This is a genomic window from Natronobeatus ordinarius, assembly GCF_024362485.1.
GTDB lineage: Archaea > Halobacteriota > Halobacteria > Halobacteriales > Natrialbaceae > Natronobeatus > Natronobeatus ordinarius.
In genome coordinates, this window is the sequence record NZ_CP101456.1 from 2727027 (window position 1) to 2745192 (window position 18166).

Genomic DNA, 18166 nt, shown 5'->3' on the forward strand with positions numbered 1-18166 from the left:
CACGAGAGAGTGTGAGCGTCGGTGGTCGGTCGACAGTATATTGATGATCGCGTCGCTACGAGAGGACCACGAGAATGCGGGGACGACGATGACAGACGCAAATTCGCAACCAGACCGACCCGACGACGTGCCGGTGTGGGACGACGAGTACGTAGACGCCGTCGCGAGGCGGCTCATGCACCACTACGACCTAGAGCGTGGGTGCACGATCGACGGGCGACGATTCGAACTGTACGGGCAGATGCACGTCCTCCACGAACGCCACGCAGTTCATCCGAAGCTGTCGTTCGCTCACCACGAGACTGAAGAACACGTCTTCGCCACCCGGATCGACCGGCCGACGGTCGAGGATTTCGAGCGACTCGAGGCGCTCGGCGAGCGGTTGGCCGACGAGTGGGTCGACGCCGACGAAGATCACTACAGCACGGACTTCTCCTTCGTCGTGGTCGCGGCGGAGCTCCCCGAGTCGGTCCGGGAGTTCGTCTCGAGCTACGAGAACCGAACTCTGCTTCGCTACGGCTACTACGGACACTACGAGATCAACCTGCTCTGTGTCGTCCCCGAACGGGAGACGACGGTAGCGAGTCAGAACGCCGACGTCGAGCAGGCGTTCAGAATCTGGGAACCGATCGTCAAAACGGAGCCGGGACGGGTCGGTCGGTTCCTCGAGTGGATCTCTCGGTGATCAGTTCTCTTCTTCCGGCTGGCCACCATCGGTGACCGCGTCGGCCCCGACGCCGGCTCTCGATTCGCGGATGTTCGTCACACCCATGTAGATCAGCGAGAGCGCCAGTGCGACGAGCACGAGCGCGATCAGACTCTGCAGTGCGAGGGCGACCGACGCGGCGTTCAGTTCGCCGATCTCCATGATCGCCTGCGTGTTCGAGAGCAGAGCCAGCCAGACCAGTCCGACCGTGGTCACGACGGTCATGAACACCAGCGGGACGCCGGTAGTCAGGAGCTGTTTGGTGTCGCTCCAGTTGGCCAGCCAGACGGTCGCGACGAGCAACGCGAGCACCGCGAGCAACTGGTTGGCGCCGCCGAACAGCGGCCAGATGCTCTCCCAGGTCCCGGAGGCGACGAGGATGTAGCCACCGAGTGCAATGACGGCCGCGTTCATGTACCGGTTGGTCATCGTCTCCTGGAAGGTGGTCTCGGGCGTTCCGATCAGCTCCTCGATCATGTACCGCCCGAGGCGGACCGCGGTGTCGGTACTGGTGAGCAAGAAGCTCAAGAACAGCAGGGCGATGAACGTCGATCCGACCGCGGCAGAGACGCCGAACACCGTCACGAGCGCCCCGCCGCCGGCCGGGAAGATCGCGATCGCGTTCGCGAGCCCGTCGGTGACGGTCGCCGCCGCGAGCGAAACCGCGATGATCGCCGTCACGGCCAGTAGCCCCTCGCCGAGCATTGCGCCGTAGCCGATCGTCCGGGCGTCGCTCTCCTTGTCGAGTTGTTTGGCCGTCGTCCCCGAGGAGACCAGCGAGTGGAAGCCGCTGATCGTCCCACACGCGATCGTCAGGAACAGGAACGGAAGCAGCGGCCCGAGTTCCGGGCTCACGAACCCGGTGAACGCGGGAACCGCCGCAGTCAGCGACTCGATCGTGATCGGGTCTTCGAAGCCAGCGACCGGGACGTCGACGCTGGTGAAGCCGACGACCGTGCCGACGATCACGCCGAGCAGCATTCCGGCGATCCCGACGTAGAGGATCGTCGAAGTGAGGAAGTCACGGGGCTGCAACAGGAGCCAGACCGGCAGCGTCGCCGCGAAGAACGTGTAGATGATCGTCAGAACCGCCCAGGCAGCGAAGTTGACGCCAAACTGGTCGGCCAGCGGCAGCCACGACAACGCCGCCCCGTCGCCCAGCAGGACGATCGTGTTGTCGGGCAGCCCCTCCACCTCGGCGATCGCGATCGGGAACTCGATCCCGACGAAGATCCCCCCGAAGACGGCCGCGATGAACAGCGCCGCACCCGGGAGGAACGGCCCATTGAACTGGTAAAGGTAGATTCCAAAGAGGATCGCGAGCACGATGTATACGATGCTCGCGGTCGCCGCCGGCGGGTACGCGTTCATCACACTTGCGATGAGGAACACGAACGCCGCGACCACCAGGATGGTCAGCAGGATGGCGAACCACAGCAGCATGTTCTTCCCGCGCTGGCCGACGTACTCGCCGATGATGTATCCGATCGACTTCCCCTCGTGGCGGACGCTCGAGGAGAGCGCCATGAAATCGTGAACGGCGCCGAAGATCGGGTTCCCGATGGCGACCCACAGCAGCGCCGGCAGCCAGCCGAACGCTGCGACCGCCGTTAGCGGTCCGGCGATCGGCGCACCCCCCGCAATGCTCGAGAAGTGGTGTCCGAGCAACACCGGTTTCTTCGATGGCACGTACTCCTGTCCGTCTTCGTATTTGTGTGCGGGCGTCTCGCGCTCGTCGTCCAGTTCGACCAGCTGGTTGGCCAGGTATTTCGAGTATCCAACATACCCGACCGTGAACGTTACGAGCACGAACACCACGAACCATATTACTTGCATGCTCTCACAACACGCTAACCCATATCATAGAAAGCTCTTAAAACCTTCCACATTAATTCATGCTATTCAGCCCCCAACACATCAATTTTCGGCAGTGACCAATATTTAATGAGAGTGTCCTGATGTGTGAGATTGTGTGGGTCACGTTCACGACTGGTCCGAGTCTCCAGTCGCCGACCGCCCCGTACCGGTGTCGTCGACGACGTCGGTACGAAGCTTCCCGGCGACGTCGCGGAGCAACTCCCCTTTCACATCGCGAACACGTGACTCGATTTCGGCGATAACGGGAACCTCGAGTGTGTCGTTCGCTTCCCGAATCCGCTCGCGTTCGCTCTCACAGCGGTCACGGAGGTACCGCGCTCCGCGCCCCTCCTCGTGGGGTTCGGGTGCTGGCGTCACCTTGTTCACGACCACGCCGCCGACGGTCAGGCCGTACTCCTCGAGCGAGCCGACCGCCCGCTCGGTCTCCCGAAGCGAGAGCGTATCGGGGTTCATCACGAGGGTGAACACCGCGTCGTTCCGGAGCGTCTCGCCGGCAAACGAGAACTTCTCCCGACGGTCCTCGAGCCGGGCGAGGATCGGGTCGCCTTCCCTGACCCGGCGGGGAGTCTGTCTGCCGATCGCCGCCTTCTCGTAGAGGTCGATGCTCTGTTCCCGTTTGGCGATCAGTCGCTCGATCCACCCCTCGAGTAGCTCCGGCAACGCGAGCAGCCGGAGGGTGCCGCCGGTCGGTGACGTGTCGAACACGACGCGGTCGTACTCGTCAGCGTCGCCCATGACGTCGATGAACCGGTCGAACAGCGCCGCCTCGTAGGCACCAGGCGTCCGGTGAGCCATCTCGAGCTGGATGTCGACCTCGTTGACCATCGTGGCCGACAGCTGCGCACCGAGCTCCCGCTTGAGCTGGAGGCGGTGTCGCTCGACCTCCGCTTCGGGGTCGAGCTCGAGCGCGTCGAGCCGGTCGTAGCCCTCGACGGCTCGGGGCGTATCGTCGAACTCCTGATCGAAGAGGTCACCCGTACTGTGTGCCGGATCGGTCGAGACGAGTAGCGTCCGGTCCCCGTCGAGCGCACACCGGAGGCCGAACGCACTCGAGACGGTCGTCTTGCCGACGCCGCCCTTGCCGCCGAAGAAGACGAATTTGCGGGCCATCGTCAGATGTGGTGGTGCATTCGGCCTTTCGCCTCGAACACCGACTGGCGGTCCCACATTCGGCGTTCCCAGGCGGCGAACTCCTGCTGGAGGTACGGGAGGAGTTCGGCGGTGTAGTACGAAACCGGGCTCGGGACGCCGAACGCGTCGGGGAAACAGGCGATCAGGAACGCGTCTTCGGTGTCCTCGGCTTCGATCTCGATCTTCTCGTAGGCCGGGTGAGAGATCATGCCGTGGTAGAGTCCCCTCGCCCACTCGTCGACCCACGTCCCGCCGAATCGCTCCCCGAACCACCGTTCGATCGCGTCCAGGTAGGCGGCGATCCGTTCGGCGACTGTCATGGCCCGACGTAGCGTATATCCCGACTAAAGGGTGTCGACACGGGCATCGGTGGGTCCGACTTCCGAACCCGACCGTACCGATCGTACCGACCCCCGAACCCGACCGTACCGACCCCCGAACCCGACCGTACCGACCCCCGAACCCGACCGTATATGAACCGCGCGTCCCTCCTCCCCTCCATGCGAGAGCGAACGCCGGTGACGGTCGTTAGCGGCAACCTCGGTGCGGGAAAGACGACGTTCGTGAACCACCTCCTCGAGAACGCCGACCGGCGGCTCGCCGTCCTGGTCAACGACATGGGCGACGTCAATATCGACGCGTCGCTGCTCGAGAACGCGTCGTCGCTCTCCCGGGAGGGGATCGCCGAGTTGAGCAACGGCTGCATCTGCTGTGAGCTCCAGGACGACCTGGCAACGGAGGTGCGGGCGCTCGCCCAGCGGTACGACTTCGACCACCTCGTCGTCGAATCCTCGGGCATCAGCGAGCCCGCGCCGGTGGCCCAGCTGTTCACCGTCGGCGACGCGTCGGCCCGCTACGAGGTCGACGCGCTGGTGACCGTCGTCGACGCCCGGGTGCTCGCCGAGACGTTCGCGGGCGAACACCCGGAACGCGAGACGCCGCCAGACGCCGAGGACCGGCCGCTTTCGGACCTGCTCGTCGAACAGCTCGAGGTGTCCAACGTCGTCCTGCTCAACAAGACCGACCTCGTCCCGGCGGCAGATCTCGAGCGACTCGAGGCGATGATCGCCGCCCTCCAGCCGGACGCCACGGTTCATCGGACGGCCTTCGCCGAGATCGACCCCGACGCCGTGATCGGCGTCGAGGCGTTCGATCCGGACGAACTCGGCGACCTCGCCGGCTGGCAGCGAGCGCTCGCGGAGGCGCGCGCACACGAACTCGAGACCCACGAGCACGGCCATACGCACGAAGACGATCACGACCACGCACACGACCAGAGCGACGGCCACGCACACGAGCACGGCGACCACAGCCACGACGGCTGTCACCTCCACCACGACCACCGGACGCCCGAGACCGTCTACGGCGTCGGCTCCGTGACCGTCCGCCGTCAGTGTCCCCTCGATCCCGATTGCTTCGCGTCGTTCCTGCGCGAGCTTCCCTCCTCGGTCATCCGACTGAAGGGGCCCTGCTGGATCGCGGGCGCCGACGACCTCGTGGTCCAGGTCAGCGGCGCCGGGCCGTCGATCTACGCGGAGGCCGAGGGTGAGTGGATCGCGACGCTTCCGGCGGCTCAGCGCCGGCTCTACCGGGAGAGCAACCCAGACCTCCCGTGGGACGAGGAGTTCGGGGACCGCCGGACCGAACTCGTGTTCATCGGCACCGACCTCGACCGGGACGAACTCGAGTCGGATCTCGAGGCGTGTTTCGTCGATCCGGCGGCCGTCACCGACGCCTCGAACCGGTTCCCGGCGGCGCCGGGCGAGCGGACCGTCCTCCGAGAGTGATCGGCGATGGGGGACACCTGGTTGCGGGGCTCGAGCCGATCAGACCAGAAACGGGATCGCGAGCAACACGATCAGTGCGATACCGATGGCGACGGCGTACAGAAGGTACGAGAGCCGTTGGTCGACCCCGACCGACGGGCGGTCCGGGTCGACCGTCCAGACGAGCTGATGGTACGCGACCGCGACGACCACGGCCAGTAACGCGGTAAGTACCACCAGGGACACCAGAGGGGAGACACCGAGTACCCCGAGATACAACGGTCCCCAGGCGTGGGTGATCAAGAACGCCGTCAACGCGACAACGAGGAACGGCACGGGGTCGATCGGCGTTCCATCCCGGTTGCGGGGTCGAAACCGCATGATCGACGTACATCCCCTGTGAACCAAAGCCTTGCCACATGTTGTCAATGTTATGGGTTTCGAAGGGAGTAAGCCATCTCGGTGAGAGCCTACCGAACATGAGCAGCGATCTCAAAGCGGGGATGCGTTCTTCCAAGGGCGACCCGAAGGTGCTGTTCGTGCTCAACGTCGCCCTGTCGGCGACGTTCGCGTTCATCGTCCTGTACCTCTCGGACCTGGTGGGGATCACCGAACTCACCTGGAGCCGGTTCCTCGGCCTGACGGCGATCCTGGTGGTCCTCACGTTCATCGTCACGTGGGACTGAGCGACTCGAACTGGACCACACTCCCCTCCCAGTAGCCGGCTCGAGTCGGCACCACTCGAGTCGGACCGACCGATTACTCGTCTTCGTCTTCGTCCTCGTCCTCGTCTTCGCCCGCCGAGAGCCCCTCGTTCGAATCGCGCTCGAGTGCGGGCGGGACGTCGCGGTACTCGGAGTAGCCGTCGAACCAGCGGACGATGCGCTCGAGTCGGTCGACGACGTGAGCCGGCTCCCCGGAGCGGGAGAGTTCGTGGCCCTCGCGCGGGTAGCGCACGAGGCGGGTGTCGACGCCGTACTTCTTGAGGCCGAGGTAGAACAGTTCGGCGGTGTTCGCCGGGGTGCGATAATCCTGATCGGAGTGGAGCACGAGCGTCGGGGTCGTAACGTCCGGGACGTGGGCGACGGGTGAGCGTTCCCAGAGGAACTCGGGTTCCTCCCACGGCAGGGTCCCGAAGTCCCCCTCGACCAGTTTGAACGCGTCGGTCGAGCCGTAGAAGCTCGTGAGATCGTAGACGCCGCGCTGGGAGACGGCGGCGCGGAAGCGATCGGTCTGGCCGACCGTCCAGGCGGTCATGAAGCCGCCGAAGCTCCCGCCGGTGACGTACTGTTCGTCCGCGTCGACGTACTCGCGTTCACAGACGCAGTCGACGCCGGCGAGCACGTCGGTCAGGGTCACGTCGCCCCAGTCGCGTTCGATCGCCGCGGCGTGGTCCTCGCCGTAGCCGGTCGATCCCCGCGGGTTGGACCAGAAGACGACGTAGTCGGAGGCGGCGAGCGTCTGGAACTCGTGCCACATCGTCCCGCTCGTGGTCCACTGGACGTGCGGGCCGCCGTGGATCTCGACGACGAGCGGATACTGCTCGTCGGGATCGAAGTCTGGCGGCGTCAGCACCCAGCCCTGGATCTCCTCGCCGTCGCTCTCGAACCACAGCGCCTCGGGCTGGGAGACCGCACGGTCGGTCAGGTACTCACGGTTGACCTGCGTCAGCCGCGTCGCCTCGTTCCCGCCACGCGTCGAGACGAAGACGTCGCCGGGGTGGTCCCACTCGCTCTGGACGTAGGCGACGGCGTTCTCGCCGACCGAGAAGCCCTCGACGGTGACGCCGTCGCCGTACACCGGCTGTGGCTCCGCACTCGCGTCGCCCGGCACCGACCAGACCGCGACCGAGCCCGTGTCGGGGGTGGCGAAGTAGAGCACCTCCTCGTCGGGGCCCCACTCGAAGCCGACGGCCGCAGCGATCGTCCGGTCCAGGGGCTCCGTCGGCGTCGTCTCCTCGCCAGTCTCCCGGTCGTGGACGCGAAGCTCCGTCTGCCGGAGCGTGAACCGCTCTTCGGGCGTCCAGGTGTAGGCCACGCGACCGTCTTCGGTCGCCTCGAGTCCGGCCACCCAGCCGGTCGTCTCCGCGAACGCCTCGGCGTCGCCCGACTCGAGGTCGTGTGCGTAGAGCTCGTACCGGATCGAGTCGTCCGGGTGCACCTCGTCCTCGACGGCTTTCGCGGCGTAGTAGACCGTTTCGTCGTCGCCCCACGCCGGCGCGACGGAGTCGTCGTCGCCGTCGGTGAGTCGCTCGAGTCCGTCCCCCCCCGCTGCGTCGCCCTCGAGGGCGGCTTCGACGTCGAGGACGTAGACGTGGCTGCGCCGGCCGTCGACGTACCGCTGGTGGGCGCGATAGATCAGCCGGTCGATCACCCGCGGGTCGGGTTCGTCGGGCTCGTAGTCGGGCGAGACGGCGAGGTCGCGTTCTTCTTCGCGATCCTCGGCGGTCGCCCGCTGAGTGAAGACGATGCGAGAGCCGTCGGGACTCCACTCGAGGCCGGAGACGCCGCCAGCGACCTGCGTGACCTGTCGGGCCTCGCCGCCGTCGGTCGGGAGGAGCCACAGCTGTGGCCGGTCGTCGTCCGCGCCGCGGGTGCTCACGAACGCGAGGTGTGAGCCGTCGGGGCTCCACCGCGGTTCGCTGTCGACGCCTTCGCTGACGGTGAACTGTTTCGGCTCGTCCCCACCGAAGGGGACGACGTACACCGTCGCCTCGTAGGATTCGTCGTCGTCGGGGACTTTCCGGACGAACGCGACGCGGTCGCCGTCGGGGGAGAGCTGTGGGTCTGCCACCTGGACGATGTCGTGGTAGTCGGACGTGGCGATCGTCTGCATGACCGGCGTCACCCACGCTCGCGGGTTAGGTGTTTCGATTCGTAGGAGCCGGAATCGAACCGTCGGCCGATACCGAAGACAGTCACCAGCGGCCGAAGTATACGATTGCGCGGTAAAATAGCGTGTAAGACAATCCTTCCACGGTGAAGTCGACGTCTAATTAAATGTTATTACGACGAACCGGATGTCGAGGTTATGGAACGAAACATCAAGCGCCGCAGGATTATCACGGCGGCCGGAGTTGTTGGCATCGCGACAATTGCAGGGTGTGTCGGCGAAGAAGCGACCGACGACGACGGCGGCGGCGACGACGATGGTGACCAGGTCAACGGCGACGACGATGGCGAGGACAACGGTGACGATACCGGCGACGACGACGAGATTACCGAAGACGAGTTCGAAGACGCCGAACCGGACGAGGACGGCGAGGTGATCGTCTGGCACGCCGGCGGTACCGGCGGGACGTACTTCCCGCTGTCGGGTGAGTTCAAGTCGATCGTCGAGGCGAACACACCACACGGCTTACAGGTCCAGTCGACCGGGGCGAGCGTCGCGAACGTCGGCTCGCTCGAGCGCGAGGAGGCCGACTTCGCCCTGATCCAGAACGACATCGCGTACTTCGCGTACAACGGGACCGGCATCGAGGAGTTCGAGGACGCGGCGGTCGAGAACCTCCAGGGCGTCGCGACGCTGTACCCCGAGACGATCCACGTCATCACGCAGGCGGACTCTGGTATCGAGACCATCGAGGACCTCGAGGGCGCGACGATCAACACGGGCGACCTCGGCAGCGGCACGCAGGTCAACGCCCTCCAGATCCTCGAGTCGGCGGGGATCGACGACTTCGACGAGGAGAACACCGACTTCGCGACAGCGACCGACCAGATCCGCGACGGCGACATCGACGCCTCGTTCATCGTCGGCGGCGCGCCCGTCGGCGCGGTCGAGGAGCTCGCGACGACCGAGGACATCGCCCTGGTCGAGGTCGCCGGCGACCTGCGAGAACAGATCAAAGCCGACGCCGAGTGGCTGGCCGACGACACCGTCGAAGGTGGCACCTACGAGGGCGTCGACGACGACGTCGAGACGGTGTCGGTTCAGGCGATGATCGCGACCCACGAGGGCGTCGACGAGGGAATCGTCGAGGAGATCACCGAGGCGATCTTCGAGAACACCGGCGACCTCACGATCGAATCCGAGGCGATCTCGGCCGACACCGCCCAGGACGGGATGCCGATCGACCTGCATCCCGGTGCAGAGACGTACTTCGACTGACGCAGCCGGCGTGTCCGGCAACAGGTCTGCCCCCGGTTCGAACTGAGCACGAGACGTTCAGCCCCGTGACTGGCAACTCCCATCCGATATCGTTCACCACGCCCAGGCCCGCGAGACCGGTGACGCCGCCAGCGACCTGCGTGAGCTGGTGGGTCTCGGCACCGTCGGTCGTACCCGATGGACGACGGGCCGGGAATAGAATGCGAAAGGATCTCTTGCAGTGAACAGTACAGATGAGCAGATATTACTACGTCGAACGCAGTAGTGGGTGCATGGTGCAACACATCAAGCGCCGCCGCTTCATCGCGGCGACAGGAGCTGCTGGACTGGCAACGATCGCGGGCTGTATCGGTGAAGACGCCGAGGACGATGACAGTGGCAACGGCGACGAGAACGGCGACGACGACGAGCTCACCGAAGACGAGTTCGAAGACGCCGAACCGGACGAGGGCGGCGAAGTGATCGTCTGGCACGCCGGCGGCACCGGCGGGACGTACTTCCCGCTGTCGGGTGAGTTCAAGTCGATCGTCGAGGCGAACTCACCCCACGGCCTGCAGGTCCAGTCGACCGGGGCGAGCGTCGCGAACGTCGGCTCGCTCGAGCGCGAGGAGGCCGACTTCGCCCTGATCCAGAACGACATCGCGTACTTCGCGTACAACGGAACCGGCATCGAGGAGTTCGAGGATGCGTCGGTCGAGAACCTCCGGGGCGTCGCGACGCTGTACCCGGAGACGATCCACATCATCACGCAGGCGGATTCGGGCATCGAGACGGTCGAGGACCTTGAGGGCGCGACGGTCAACACGGGCGACCTCGGCAGCGGCACGCAGGTCAACGCCCTCCAGATCCTCGAGTCGGCGGGGATCGAGGACTTCGACGAGGAGAACACCGACTTCGCGACGGCGACCGACCAGATCCGCGACGGTGACATCGACGCCTCGTTCATCGTCGGCGGCGCGCCCGTCGGCGCGGTCGAGGAGCTCGCGACGACGGAGGATATCTCCCTGGTCGAAGTCTCGGGCGACCTTCGAGAACAGATCAAAGCCGACGCCGAGTGGCTGGCCGACGACACCGTCGCGGGCGGTACCTACGAGGGCGTCGACGACGACGTCGAGACGGTGTCGGTCCAGGCGATGATCGCGACCCACGAGGGCGTCGACGAAGGGATCGTCGAGGAAGTGACCGAGGCGATCTTCGAGAACACCGGCGACCTCACGATCGAGTCCGAGGCAATCTCGGCCGACTCCGCCCAGGACGGGATGCCGATCGACCTGCACCCGGGCGCAGCAGCGTACTTCGGCTGAGTCGTTCACCCTATCGATAAGCTAGCACCGTGACCGACCACCACGACGGCACGCCGCCGAACACCACACGGCTCCGGCGACGGACCATCGTCGCCGCGCTCGCTTCGCTCCCGCTCGGAGCCGGGGCGGTAGCCGTCGCCCGTTCGTCCGATCGGACCCTCGTCGTCGCCGACGCGGACTCCGGGGACCGACTGCTCGAGCAGCCGGTCGACGACGGCGAAACCGTCGTGCTGGCGTACACCCACAGCGTCGAGAAGACCCCGGTTCGGGACGTCTACGAGGTCGACGACGACGCGCTCAGGATGGTGCGGATGGAATTTTCCTCGTTCGGTGCCGGGTTGCCGACAGACGACGTCGAACGGACCGACGAGGGCTTCGTCGTTCACCGTGACGACCGCTACGAGCAGCTGTCCGTCGCTCCCAGGACGATCGCGGGTCACGAACTCGTCGTCGGCGAGACCAGGTACGATCTGGTAGCGATCGCCGACGATCGCGTCACGATTTCGATCGCATTCGATCGGTTCTTGAGTGCCGACCGTTTCGCACACGATATGAGCGTTCTCGACACGACAGACGGACTCGCCAGCGACGTCGACAACGGGGTGAGTCGACGACCGTGAGCGACGACGTGAACGAGCGAGGGAGACGAGTAACCGACCGGGCCGAACTCTCGGAGGAAGAACGCGACGAAATTATCTCCGAGGTCACCCGCCGTCGGTCGCTCCGCGGCGTGGCGCTGGTCGTGGTGGCGGTCGTGGGGATCACGTTCTCGGCGTTCCAGCTGTGGATCGCCGCGCGGGGGACGATATTCGAGGCGACGCTCCCGCTGTTCGGGGAGTTCCGGCTCTTCGCGCTGCAACAACTCCAGGTCAACACGGTCCACGTCACCTTCGCACTGGTCCTGGCGTTCCTGTTGTTCCCCACGAGCCGCGGGGACGGCTTCGTCGTCCGTCGGCTCGCCCGGGTCGAACCCGCCGTCCGCGCCCGCTTCGGGGACGATCACCCGCTGACGCGGGCGGTGGCCCGGCTCGCCGGATTGGTCCGCTGGGCGGCGCTCGATCCGCACATGAACCGGGTCGCGCCGGTCGACGTGGCGCTGATCGGCCTCGCGCTGCTCCCGATGCACTACACGGTGACGCAGTTCGAGGAGATCCAACACATCGCCTTTCGTCGGTTCGACGACACCATCGGAGTCCACGAGATGTACCCGATCCTCACGCCGGTCGTCTCGGCGTTCGAGGCCGTCGGTGTCCCGCTGGGCGACGTCTCGTGGGCGTTCGTCCTCGGCGTCCTCGGCATCCTGCTCGTCCTCGAGGCGACCCGGCGTACCCTCGGGCTGCTGTTGATGACGCTGGTCGGCTCGTTCATCGTCTACGCGTACTGGGGCTATCTCATCCCGCGCGATTCGGCGATCGGCGCGCTGGCAATCCAGCCCGACACCTGGGCGAACATCGTCTTCAACCTCTGGTACAACGTCGAAGCCGGCGTCTTCTCGACGCCCGTCAGCGTCAGCGTCCGCTTCATCTACATCTTCATCCTCTTCGGGGCGTTCCTCGAGATGAGCGGCGCGGGCAAGTGGTTCATCGACCTCGCGTACTCCGCGACCGGCACCCGGAAGGGTGGCCCGGCGAAAGCGAGCGTCGTCTCGAGCGGGTTCATGGGGATGCTCAGTGGTTCGTCGATCGCCAACACCGTCACGACGGGCGCGTTCACGATTCCGCTGATGAAGCGATCGGGCTACTCGCCCGAGTTCTCCGGCGCGGTCGAATCCTCCTCCTCGTCGGGAGGCCAGATGCTCCCGCCGGTGATGGGGGCGGCGGCGTTCCTGATCGTCGAGTTCACGGGCTGGCCCTACGCGGACGTGATCATCGCCGCGACGCTCCCCGCGATCGCATTCTTCTTCGGAATGTGGGTAATGGTGCACTTCGAGGCCGTCCGCGGCGGGATCGGCGGCCTCCCGCGCTCTGAACTTCCCGACGTTCGCTCGAAGCTCCGCACGGGCTGGTTCTACCTGATACCGATCGTCCTGCTGGTCTACTTCCTGGTGGTCGCACGCTTCTCGATCAACCGCGCCGGCTGGTTCACGATCGTCTCGGTCGTCGCCCTGATCGCGGTCGTCGCGGCCTACGACGAGCAGACGCGGCTCCCCTTGCTGGGGTCGATCGCGGCACTCTACCTCGCCCACCTCGGGGCGTTCGTGACTGTCGGCGGCGGTCTCCTCGACGCCATCGGAGTCCTGCTCGGGACGGGGACGCCCGGCGACGGGCTCACACTCGGCGAGGCGGCGACGGCGGCCGCCGCCGATCTCGGGACGATCGCCATCCTCGTGAGCGTCGCGTTTCTGCTCGCCCGACCCGGCGCCGAGGCGCCGCTGCTCGAGCTCGAGGACGATGTCGAGGACGCCGCACGCGAGAGTGCGCGGGCGATCGGTCGGCCGGGACTGGCGGACAACGTCGCCTACCGGCTCGGGACATTTGTCCTGAAGTCGATGGATTCGGGCGCGCGAACCGCGACGACCGTCGTGATCGCCGTCGCGGCGGCCGGCGTCGTGCCGGGCGTCATCAGCGTCACGGGACTGGGCCCGAACCTCGCCGCGCTGATCGACGCCGTCAGCGGCGGGTCGATGCTGACGCTCCTCGTGCTGACCGGCATCGCGTCGATCATCTTCGGGATGGGGATGCCGACGACCGCGATGTACATCATCCTGGTCGCGATGCTCGGCGCCCCGATCGAGCAGACCGGCATCGCGATCCTCGCCGGCCACCTGTTCATCCTCTACTTCGGCCTGATGGCGGACGTGACGCCGCCGGTTGCCGTGGCCGCGTTCGCCGGCGCCGGCGTGGCGAAAGCCGAGGAGATGAAAACCGCGATTATCGCCTTCCTGCTCTCGTTGAACAAGGTACTCGTTCCGTTCGCGTTCGTCTTCTCGCCCGGGATCATGTTCCTGCGCCGAGGTGACGAGGGCTGGCGGGTGATGGGGTGGGCCGACTTTGCCGACGTCGGCTTCGTCCTCACCGAGGTCGCGATCCCGGTCGTCGGGATGTTCCTCGGCGTCTACGCGCTCGGCGTGACGATCATCGGCTACCAGTTCTCGAGTGTCAGCCAGGTGCGACGCGCGCTCTACTCGATCGCCTCGATCCTGCTGATGGTGCCGGAGATCCCCCTGCTGCTGGCCGAGGCTGTGCTCGCCCTGCTCGGCATCCCCTCGGCGCTGTTGCTCTTCTCGATCACCTTCCCGCTCCGAGTCGTCGGGCTCGTCATGCTCGTCGTCCTCACTCACGACAACCGTTCCAGATCGATCCGCGGGACTGGCGTCGAATCGACGGCGACGGCCCCGGGTGACGCCTGAGCTGTCCGGCTGCGATCAGACTCTCGGTATCCGCGTCCGTCGACTCAACACGTCGAGCACGAGACTGGCGCTCGTGGTGCACTCGGTCAGTGCCTCGAGTGACGACGCACTCACTCGAGGTCGACTCGCCCGCTCGTCGCGCTGCGGAGCCGGTCTCTGAACGCGGCCGCCTCCGCGATCGGCACCCGGACGTCGAAGTGCACGCGTTCGCCGTACTCGGCGTCGAACTGGTAGCCTTCGCTCTCGAGGATTCCCCGAACGGTTCCCGAATCGTCGTACGTGAGTTCGATCGAGATTCGCTCGTGGGGTCGCTCCTCGACCACGCCAGCCTCGTCGACGGCCTCCTTGACGGCCCGTGAGTACGCCCGGACCAGCCCCCCGACGCCGAGGTTCGTCCCGCCGTAGTAGCGCGTGACGACGACGGCGACGTTCTCGAGGTCGCGCTGGGCCAGGACGTTCAGCGCGGGCTTGCCCGCCGAGCCGGAGGGTTCGCCCTCGTCGCTCGAGTACTCCCGGAGGAAGTCGCCGTCGGCGTCGGCTCGAACGCGGTAGGCGGGGACGTTGTGGGTCGCGTCGGCGTACTCGCCCGTGACGGCGTCGACGAACGCCTCGGCCGCCTCGACGGACTCGACGGGACGGACGTGGCCGATGAACTCCGAACCCTGGACGACGAAGCTCGCGGTCGCGGGTTCGCCGACGGTTCGGTACGTCCGGCTCACGACGACGCACCCCGGCCACGCCTGTCGACCATGCCCGGCGCTACTCCGGCCGCCGAAAAGAGCCCATCGGTCCCGTCGAGCCGCACTCACTCGAGCAGTACGGTTATCCGCTCGCGACGCGCTAGTGGTTTCAGTCCGATGCGCCTCGACGTCCTCTTCCCGCTCACCCCCGTCCTCGATCGCGTCCGCCGCGTCTCCACCGTCGCGGTCGGCCTCGAGGAACCCACCTCGCCCGTCACGATCGTCCCGCTCGAGGAGGAGAACCTGCCCGCGGCGGCGCGCGTACTCGCCGCGGCGTTCGCGACCGAGGCGTTCACCGTGGCGACGTTCGACCGTTGTACCGGGCGGATCGAGGACGCACTCGAGCGGGTCGTCGAGATCCGACTGCACGCACACCTCGAGGCCAGCCAGCCCGTCTTCGTCGCGACGGTAAACGACCGGGTCGTCGGCGTCGCGGTCGTCGATCGGCCGGGGTTTACGACCTCTCGCCTGCGGATCCTGCGGCTGCTGGCCTCTCACCCGGTGACGGTTAGCCGGCTGTGTCGGCGACTCGACTGGCGCGGGAGCTACCACGTCGGGCAGACGGTGTCCCCGCCGGACGTGCTCCCGCCGGCGTCCTACACGCTCGAGGCGATCGGCGTCGACCCGGACGCCCAGGGTGAGGGCGTTGGCCGGGCGCTGCTCGAGGCCGTCCACGAGCTGGTCGAGTGTGACGTCGGGGCGTCCGGCTGTTACCTGGTCACCGCCGACGAGTCGAACCGGGTGCTGTACGAGCGATTCGGCTACGAGACGGTCGCCACGAAGCGAGCGAACGACCTGAGAGCCTACCACCTGTTCCGACCGAACCGAAACGCATGAGGAGCGCATTCGAGGAGCTGAGACGGAGCGCACCCGAACGAACCGCTGGCCCCCGGGGCGTCCGCTCTCGACTTGAGTCGATTCCCGGCCGGACGAGCGAGCCGCGAGTCCCCCCTACGAACCGTCCGATTCGACGAAGTCCCTGGTTCGGACAGCCAGTTGACAGACGCCGGCGACCGTGAACCCGAGCACGAGGCAGGCGAGCAGCGAGTACAGCGCCGCCGTGAGGACCAACGCGCTGTCGTACCGGGTGGAGAGGACGACCAGCCCGGTCCACGTCCCGAGTGTCAGTAGCGTCGTCGCCACCGCACCCAACAGGAAGTACGGCGGCCCCTCGCCTGGGCGCCTCGAGGAGGCCCGTTCACACGCCGCCTCGAACGCCTCGTCGACGTCGGCCGGCGTCTCGAGCGCGATCGCCGGTGTGACGTAGCCGACGGTCGCCCGCCAGCTCGCCGTCTCGCACACCTCGTCCCCGATCCGGCGTCGGATCGCCCCGGCGACTCTACCGAAGAACTTCGCGGTGACGCCGGTCGCCAGCGCCCGGTAGACGGCCCACCGTGCCAGCAGCCATCGCCGCTCGAGGACGGCCGACGCCGTTTCCCTCGGCGAAGGTGGCTCGCCGCGGAGCGTCCGACCGATCGAGTGGGCGATCGCGGCCTCGAACGGCAGACGAACGGCGTAGCCCGCGATCAGTGCGAAGACGCCGTACGCGGCGAGGGCGGTTAGCCCGACGCCGTAGCTGAAGACCGACCCCAGGACCACGTCGACGCCGAACGCGACGCTCGCGAGGGAGAACAGGACCCGATACCCGTACAGGAGGACGACGAGCGTGACGGCGACGCTCACGGCGGCGCCGACCGTGTAGCGGACCACGCCGGGAGACGACCGGAGGAGCGCGATGGGGCCGGGGCGATACTGTGGATCGTCGAACGACATGACACGCAACCTGCTCGTCCCGCCCGGCGAATAGTGGTTGCGTTCCTCGTCCGTCGCCCGTCACTGTCGGTCCGGGCGCACGCCGTCGGTGGCCATCGTGGAGGACCGTCGGCTGGATGGAGGACGACGTCAGAGATCGCCAGGTGAACGGACGTCGCCGTAGGTCGCTACTGCAGTCCGATCTCGCGGGCGACGTCAGTGTCCGGAATCTCGATGCCGTCCGAGACGACTCGGCCCTCGTCGTTGACCGAAACCTCTCGCTCGAGCGACCGGACGGGGCGTTCGAAGCCGACCGGCTAGACGGAATACAGTTAGGCACGGACTTCGTAGCCCCGCCCGATGAAACTGGTCGAACTCGAGTTCGTCCTCGACGCGCCGCGCGAGGAAGTCGAGGAGAAGCTCACCCCGACGGCGATCGTCGAGTACGTCGGCACGTACGACGTCGTCTCGGTCGAGGAGTCCGGTCCGGTCGACGTCCTCACCGTCGCCGCGCCGAACGACCTCGAGGGCGAACTCGCGTTCACCGAACTCGAGGGCGGCTACGCCTACGAACAGGGAGCCGTCGGACCGTTCGAATCGATGACGACGTGGGTCACGCTCGAGAACGTCGCCGACGGGACGGATCGAACGCGGATCTCGGTGCGCTCCGAGTACACCTTCGGCGGACCGCTCGCGTTCATCAAGGACCGCCTCGCCTCGAGCACGAGACGACAGGAGCTCGAGCGGCTCGTCTACGCGCTCGCACACGACCTCGACGCGAGTGACGCCGACAGGGATGACGACCGTGGTGCGGTCGGCTCCGACGACGGAACCGGCGGTGGCCGGGCCGACGCTGGGGACAACGCGAGCGACGCCGAACGGGCGTGAGTCGTCACTGGAGTTCGATCTTGCGAACGAACTCGAGGTCCCGGAGCTGGGTGATCACCTCGCCGGGCAGGTCCTGGTCGGTCACGAGGTAGAGGCGGGGTTCGTCCGTGAACTCCGGGTCCTCGCTGATCGTCTGGCGGATCGAGACGCCGTTGTCGGCTAACGTCCCGGTCACGCCCGCGACGATCCCCTTCCGTTCGGCGTCGACGGGCGTGATCGTGAGCACCGTCAGCTCGAGCACCGGCGCGAGGTCCATCAGGCTCGGCACCTGGGAGATGTTCTGGAAGATACGCCTGAGTTCGGGGTCCTCGAGGATGACGTCCGTCGTCGAGTCGACGACCCGTCGGTCGACGTCGATCTCGCGGGCGATCCCGGTGTTTGGGATCTCGATCCCGCCCGAAACGACCCGGCCGTCGTCGTTGACCGAAAAGCCTCGCTCGAGCAGGAGTCGGATGACGGCCTGCTGACTCGGCGACCCCTCGAACTTCTCCATGATCTCGTCGAACATCGGTTGTCGGACATACGGTGACAGGTATATAATG

17 protein-coding genes and 1 pseudogene are annotated in these 18166 nt (G+C 66.6%); 9 read left to right on the plus strand and 9 right to left on the minus strand.

Features of this window, described 5'->3' with window-relative positions; all coding sequences use genetic code 11:
* The first annotated feature begins 88 nt into the window (after positions 1-88).
* The gene (locus tag NMQ09_RS13935) at positions 89-685 is read left to right on the plus strand and encodes a DUF8052 family protein (protein ID WP_255191186.1); all 597 of its coding nucleotides are present in this window, start codon (positions 89-91) and stop codon (positions 683-685) included.
* Here the strand turns inward: NMQ09_RS13935 and NMQ09_RS13940 are convergent, their stop codons facing one another.
* From NMQ09_RS13940 to NMQ09_RS13950, 3 genes are all read right to left on the minus strand, one after another.
* A complete protein-coding gene (locus NMQ09_RS13940) occupies positions 686-2542 on the minus strand; it encodes a carbon starvation CstA family protein (protein WP_255191187.1) in 1857 nt (618 codons plus the stop codon).
* 147 nt (positions 2543-2689) lie between these two features.
* A complete protein-coding gene (locus NMQ09_RS13945; RefSeq protein ID WP_255191188.1) occupies positions 2690-3694 on the minus strand; it encodes an ArsA family ATPase in 1005 nt (334 codons plus the stop codon).
* A gap of 2 nt (positions 3695-3696) precedes the next feature.
* Positions 3697-4035: a DUF7990 family protein gene (locus NMQ09_RS13950; protein WP_255191189.1), complete on the minus strand. Its 339-nt coding sequence runs from the start codon at positions 4033-4035 to the stop codon at positions 3697-3699.
* 180 nt (positions 4036-4215) lie between these two features.
* Between NMQ09_RS13950 and NMQ09_RS13955 the strand changes: the two genes are divergently transcribed.
* Positions 4216-5502: a CobW family GTP-binding protein gene (locus NMQ09_RS13955; protein WP_255191190.1), complete on the plus strand. Its 1287-nt coding sequence runs from the start codon at positions 4216-4218 to the stop codon at positions 5500-5502.
* Positions 5503-5541: 39 nt separating this feature from the next.
* Here NMQ09_RS13955 and NMQ09_RS13960 read toward each other — a convergent pair whose 3' ends face one another.
* Entirely contained in the window at positions 5542-5862 is a 321-nt protein-coding gene (locus tag NMQ09_RS13960) for a hypothetical protein (RefSeq protein WP_255191191.1), read from the minus strand.
* A 98-nt stretch (positions 5863-5960) separates the two neighbouring features.
* Here NMQ09_RS13960 and NMQ09_RS13965 point away from each other — a divergent pair, with 98 nt between their 5' ends.
* Positions 5961-6167: a DUF8107 family protein gene (locus tag NMQ09_RS13965; protein WP_255191192.1), complete on the plus strand. Its 207-nt coding sequence runs from the start codon at positions 5961-5963 to the stop codon at positions 6165-6167.
* Between the two features lie 73 nt (positions 6168-6240).
* Here the strand turns inward: NMQ09_RS13965 and NMQ09_RS13970 are convergent, their stop codons facing one another.
* Positions 6241-8316, minus strand: a complete 2076-nt coding sequence (locus NMQ09_RS13970; RefSeq protein WP_255191193.1) for a S9 family peptidase — start codon at positions 8314-8316, stop codon at positions 6241-6243.
* 195 nt (positions 8317-8511) lie between these two features.
* Between NMQ09_RS13970 and NMQ09_RS13975 the strand changes: the two genes are divergently transcribed.
* From NMQ09_RS13975 to NMQ09_RS13990, 4 genes are all read left to right on the plus strand, one after another.
* The gene (locus NMQ09_RS13975) at positions 8512-9591 is read left to right on the plus strand and encodes a TAXI family TRAP transporter solute-binding subunit (RefSeq protein ID WP_255191194.1); all 1080 of its coding nucleotides are present in this window, start codon (positions 8512-8514) and stop codon (positions 9589-9591) included.
* 272 nt (positions 9592-9863) lie between these two features.
* The gene (locus NMQ09_RS13980; RefSeq protein ID WP_255191195.1) at positions 9864-10895 is read left to right on the plus strand and encodes a TAXI family TRAP transporter solute-binding subunit; all 1032 of its coding nucleotides are present in this window, start codon (positions 9864-9866) and stop codon (positions 10893-10895) included.
* A gap of 29 nt (positions 10896-10924) precedes the next feature.
* A complete protein-coding gene (locus NMQ09_RS13985) occupies positions 10925-11515 on the plus strand; it encodes a DUF1850 domain-containing protein (RefSeq protein WP_255191196.1) in 591 nt (196 codons plus the stop codon).
* Positions 11512-14244: a TRAP transporter permease gene (locus NMQ09_RS13990; protein ID WP_255191197.1), complete on the plus strand. Its 2733-nt coding sequence runs from the start codon at positions 11512-11514 to the stop codon at positions 14242-14244. Before NMQ09_RS13985 ends, NMQ09_RS13990 begins: the two co-directional genes overlap by 4 nt.
* Positions 14245-14354: 110 nt before the next feature.
* Here NMQ09_RS13990 and NMQ09_RS13995 read toward each other — a convergent pair whose 3' ends face one another.
* Positions 14355-14963 (minus strand): IMPACT family protein, encoded by a 609-nt coding sequence (locus NMQ09_RS13995; RefSeq protein WP_255191198.1) that lies wholly within the window; start codon positions 14961-14963, stop codon positions 14355-14357.
* Between the two features lie 138 nt (positions 14964-15101).
* On the opposite strand from NMQ09_RS13995, the gene NMQ09_RS14000 reads away from it, so the two are divergent.
* A complete protein-coding gene (locus NMQ09_RS14000) occupies positions 15102-15821 on the plus strand; it encodes a GNAT family N-acetyltransferase (RefSeq protein ID WP_255191199.1) in 720 nt (239 codons plus the stop codon).
* A 114-nt stretch (positions 15822-15935) separates the two neighbouring features.
* Here NMQ09_RS14000 and NMQ09_RS14005 read toward each other — a convergent pair whose 3' ends face one another.
* Positions 15936-16757: a hypothetical protein gene (locus NMQ09_RS14005; RefSeq protein WP_255191200.1), complete on the minus strand. Its 822-nt coding sequence runs from the start codon at positions 16755-16757 to the stop codon at positions 15936-15938.
* 173 nt (positions 16758-16930) lie between these two features.
* Positions 16931-17023 (minus strand): annotated as a pseudogene (locus tag NMQ09_RS14010) (amino acid-binding protein); the annotation flags it as partial.
* Positions 17024-17096: 73 nt separating this feature from the next.
* On the opposite strand from NMQ09_RS14010, the gene NMQ09_RS14015 reads away from it, so the two are divergent.
* Positions 17097-17624 (plus strand): hypothetical protein, encoded by a 528-nt coding sequence (locus NMQ09_RS14015; RefSeq protein ID WP_255191201.1) that lies wholly within the window; start codon positions 17097-17099, stop codon positions 17622-17624.
* A 4-nt stretch (positions 17625-17628) separates the two neighbouring features.
* Here NMQ09_RS14015 and trpY read toward each other — a convergent pair whose 3' ends face one another.
* On the minus strand, positions 17629-18132 hold the full coding sequence (gene trpY / locus NMQ09_RS14020) for a TrpY family transcription regulator (RefSeq protein WP_255191202.1): 504 nt from the start codon (positions 18130-18132) through the stop codon (positions 17629-17631).
* Positions 18133-18166: the final 34 nt, after the last annotated feature.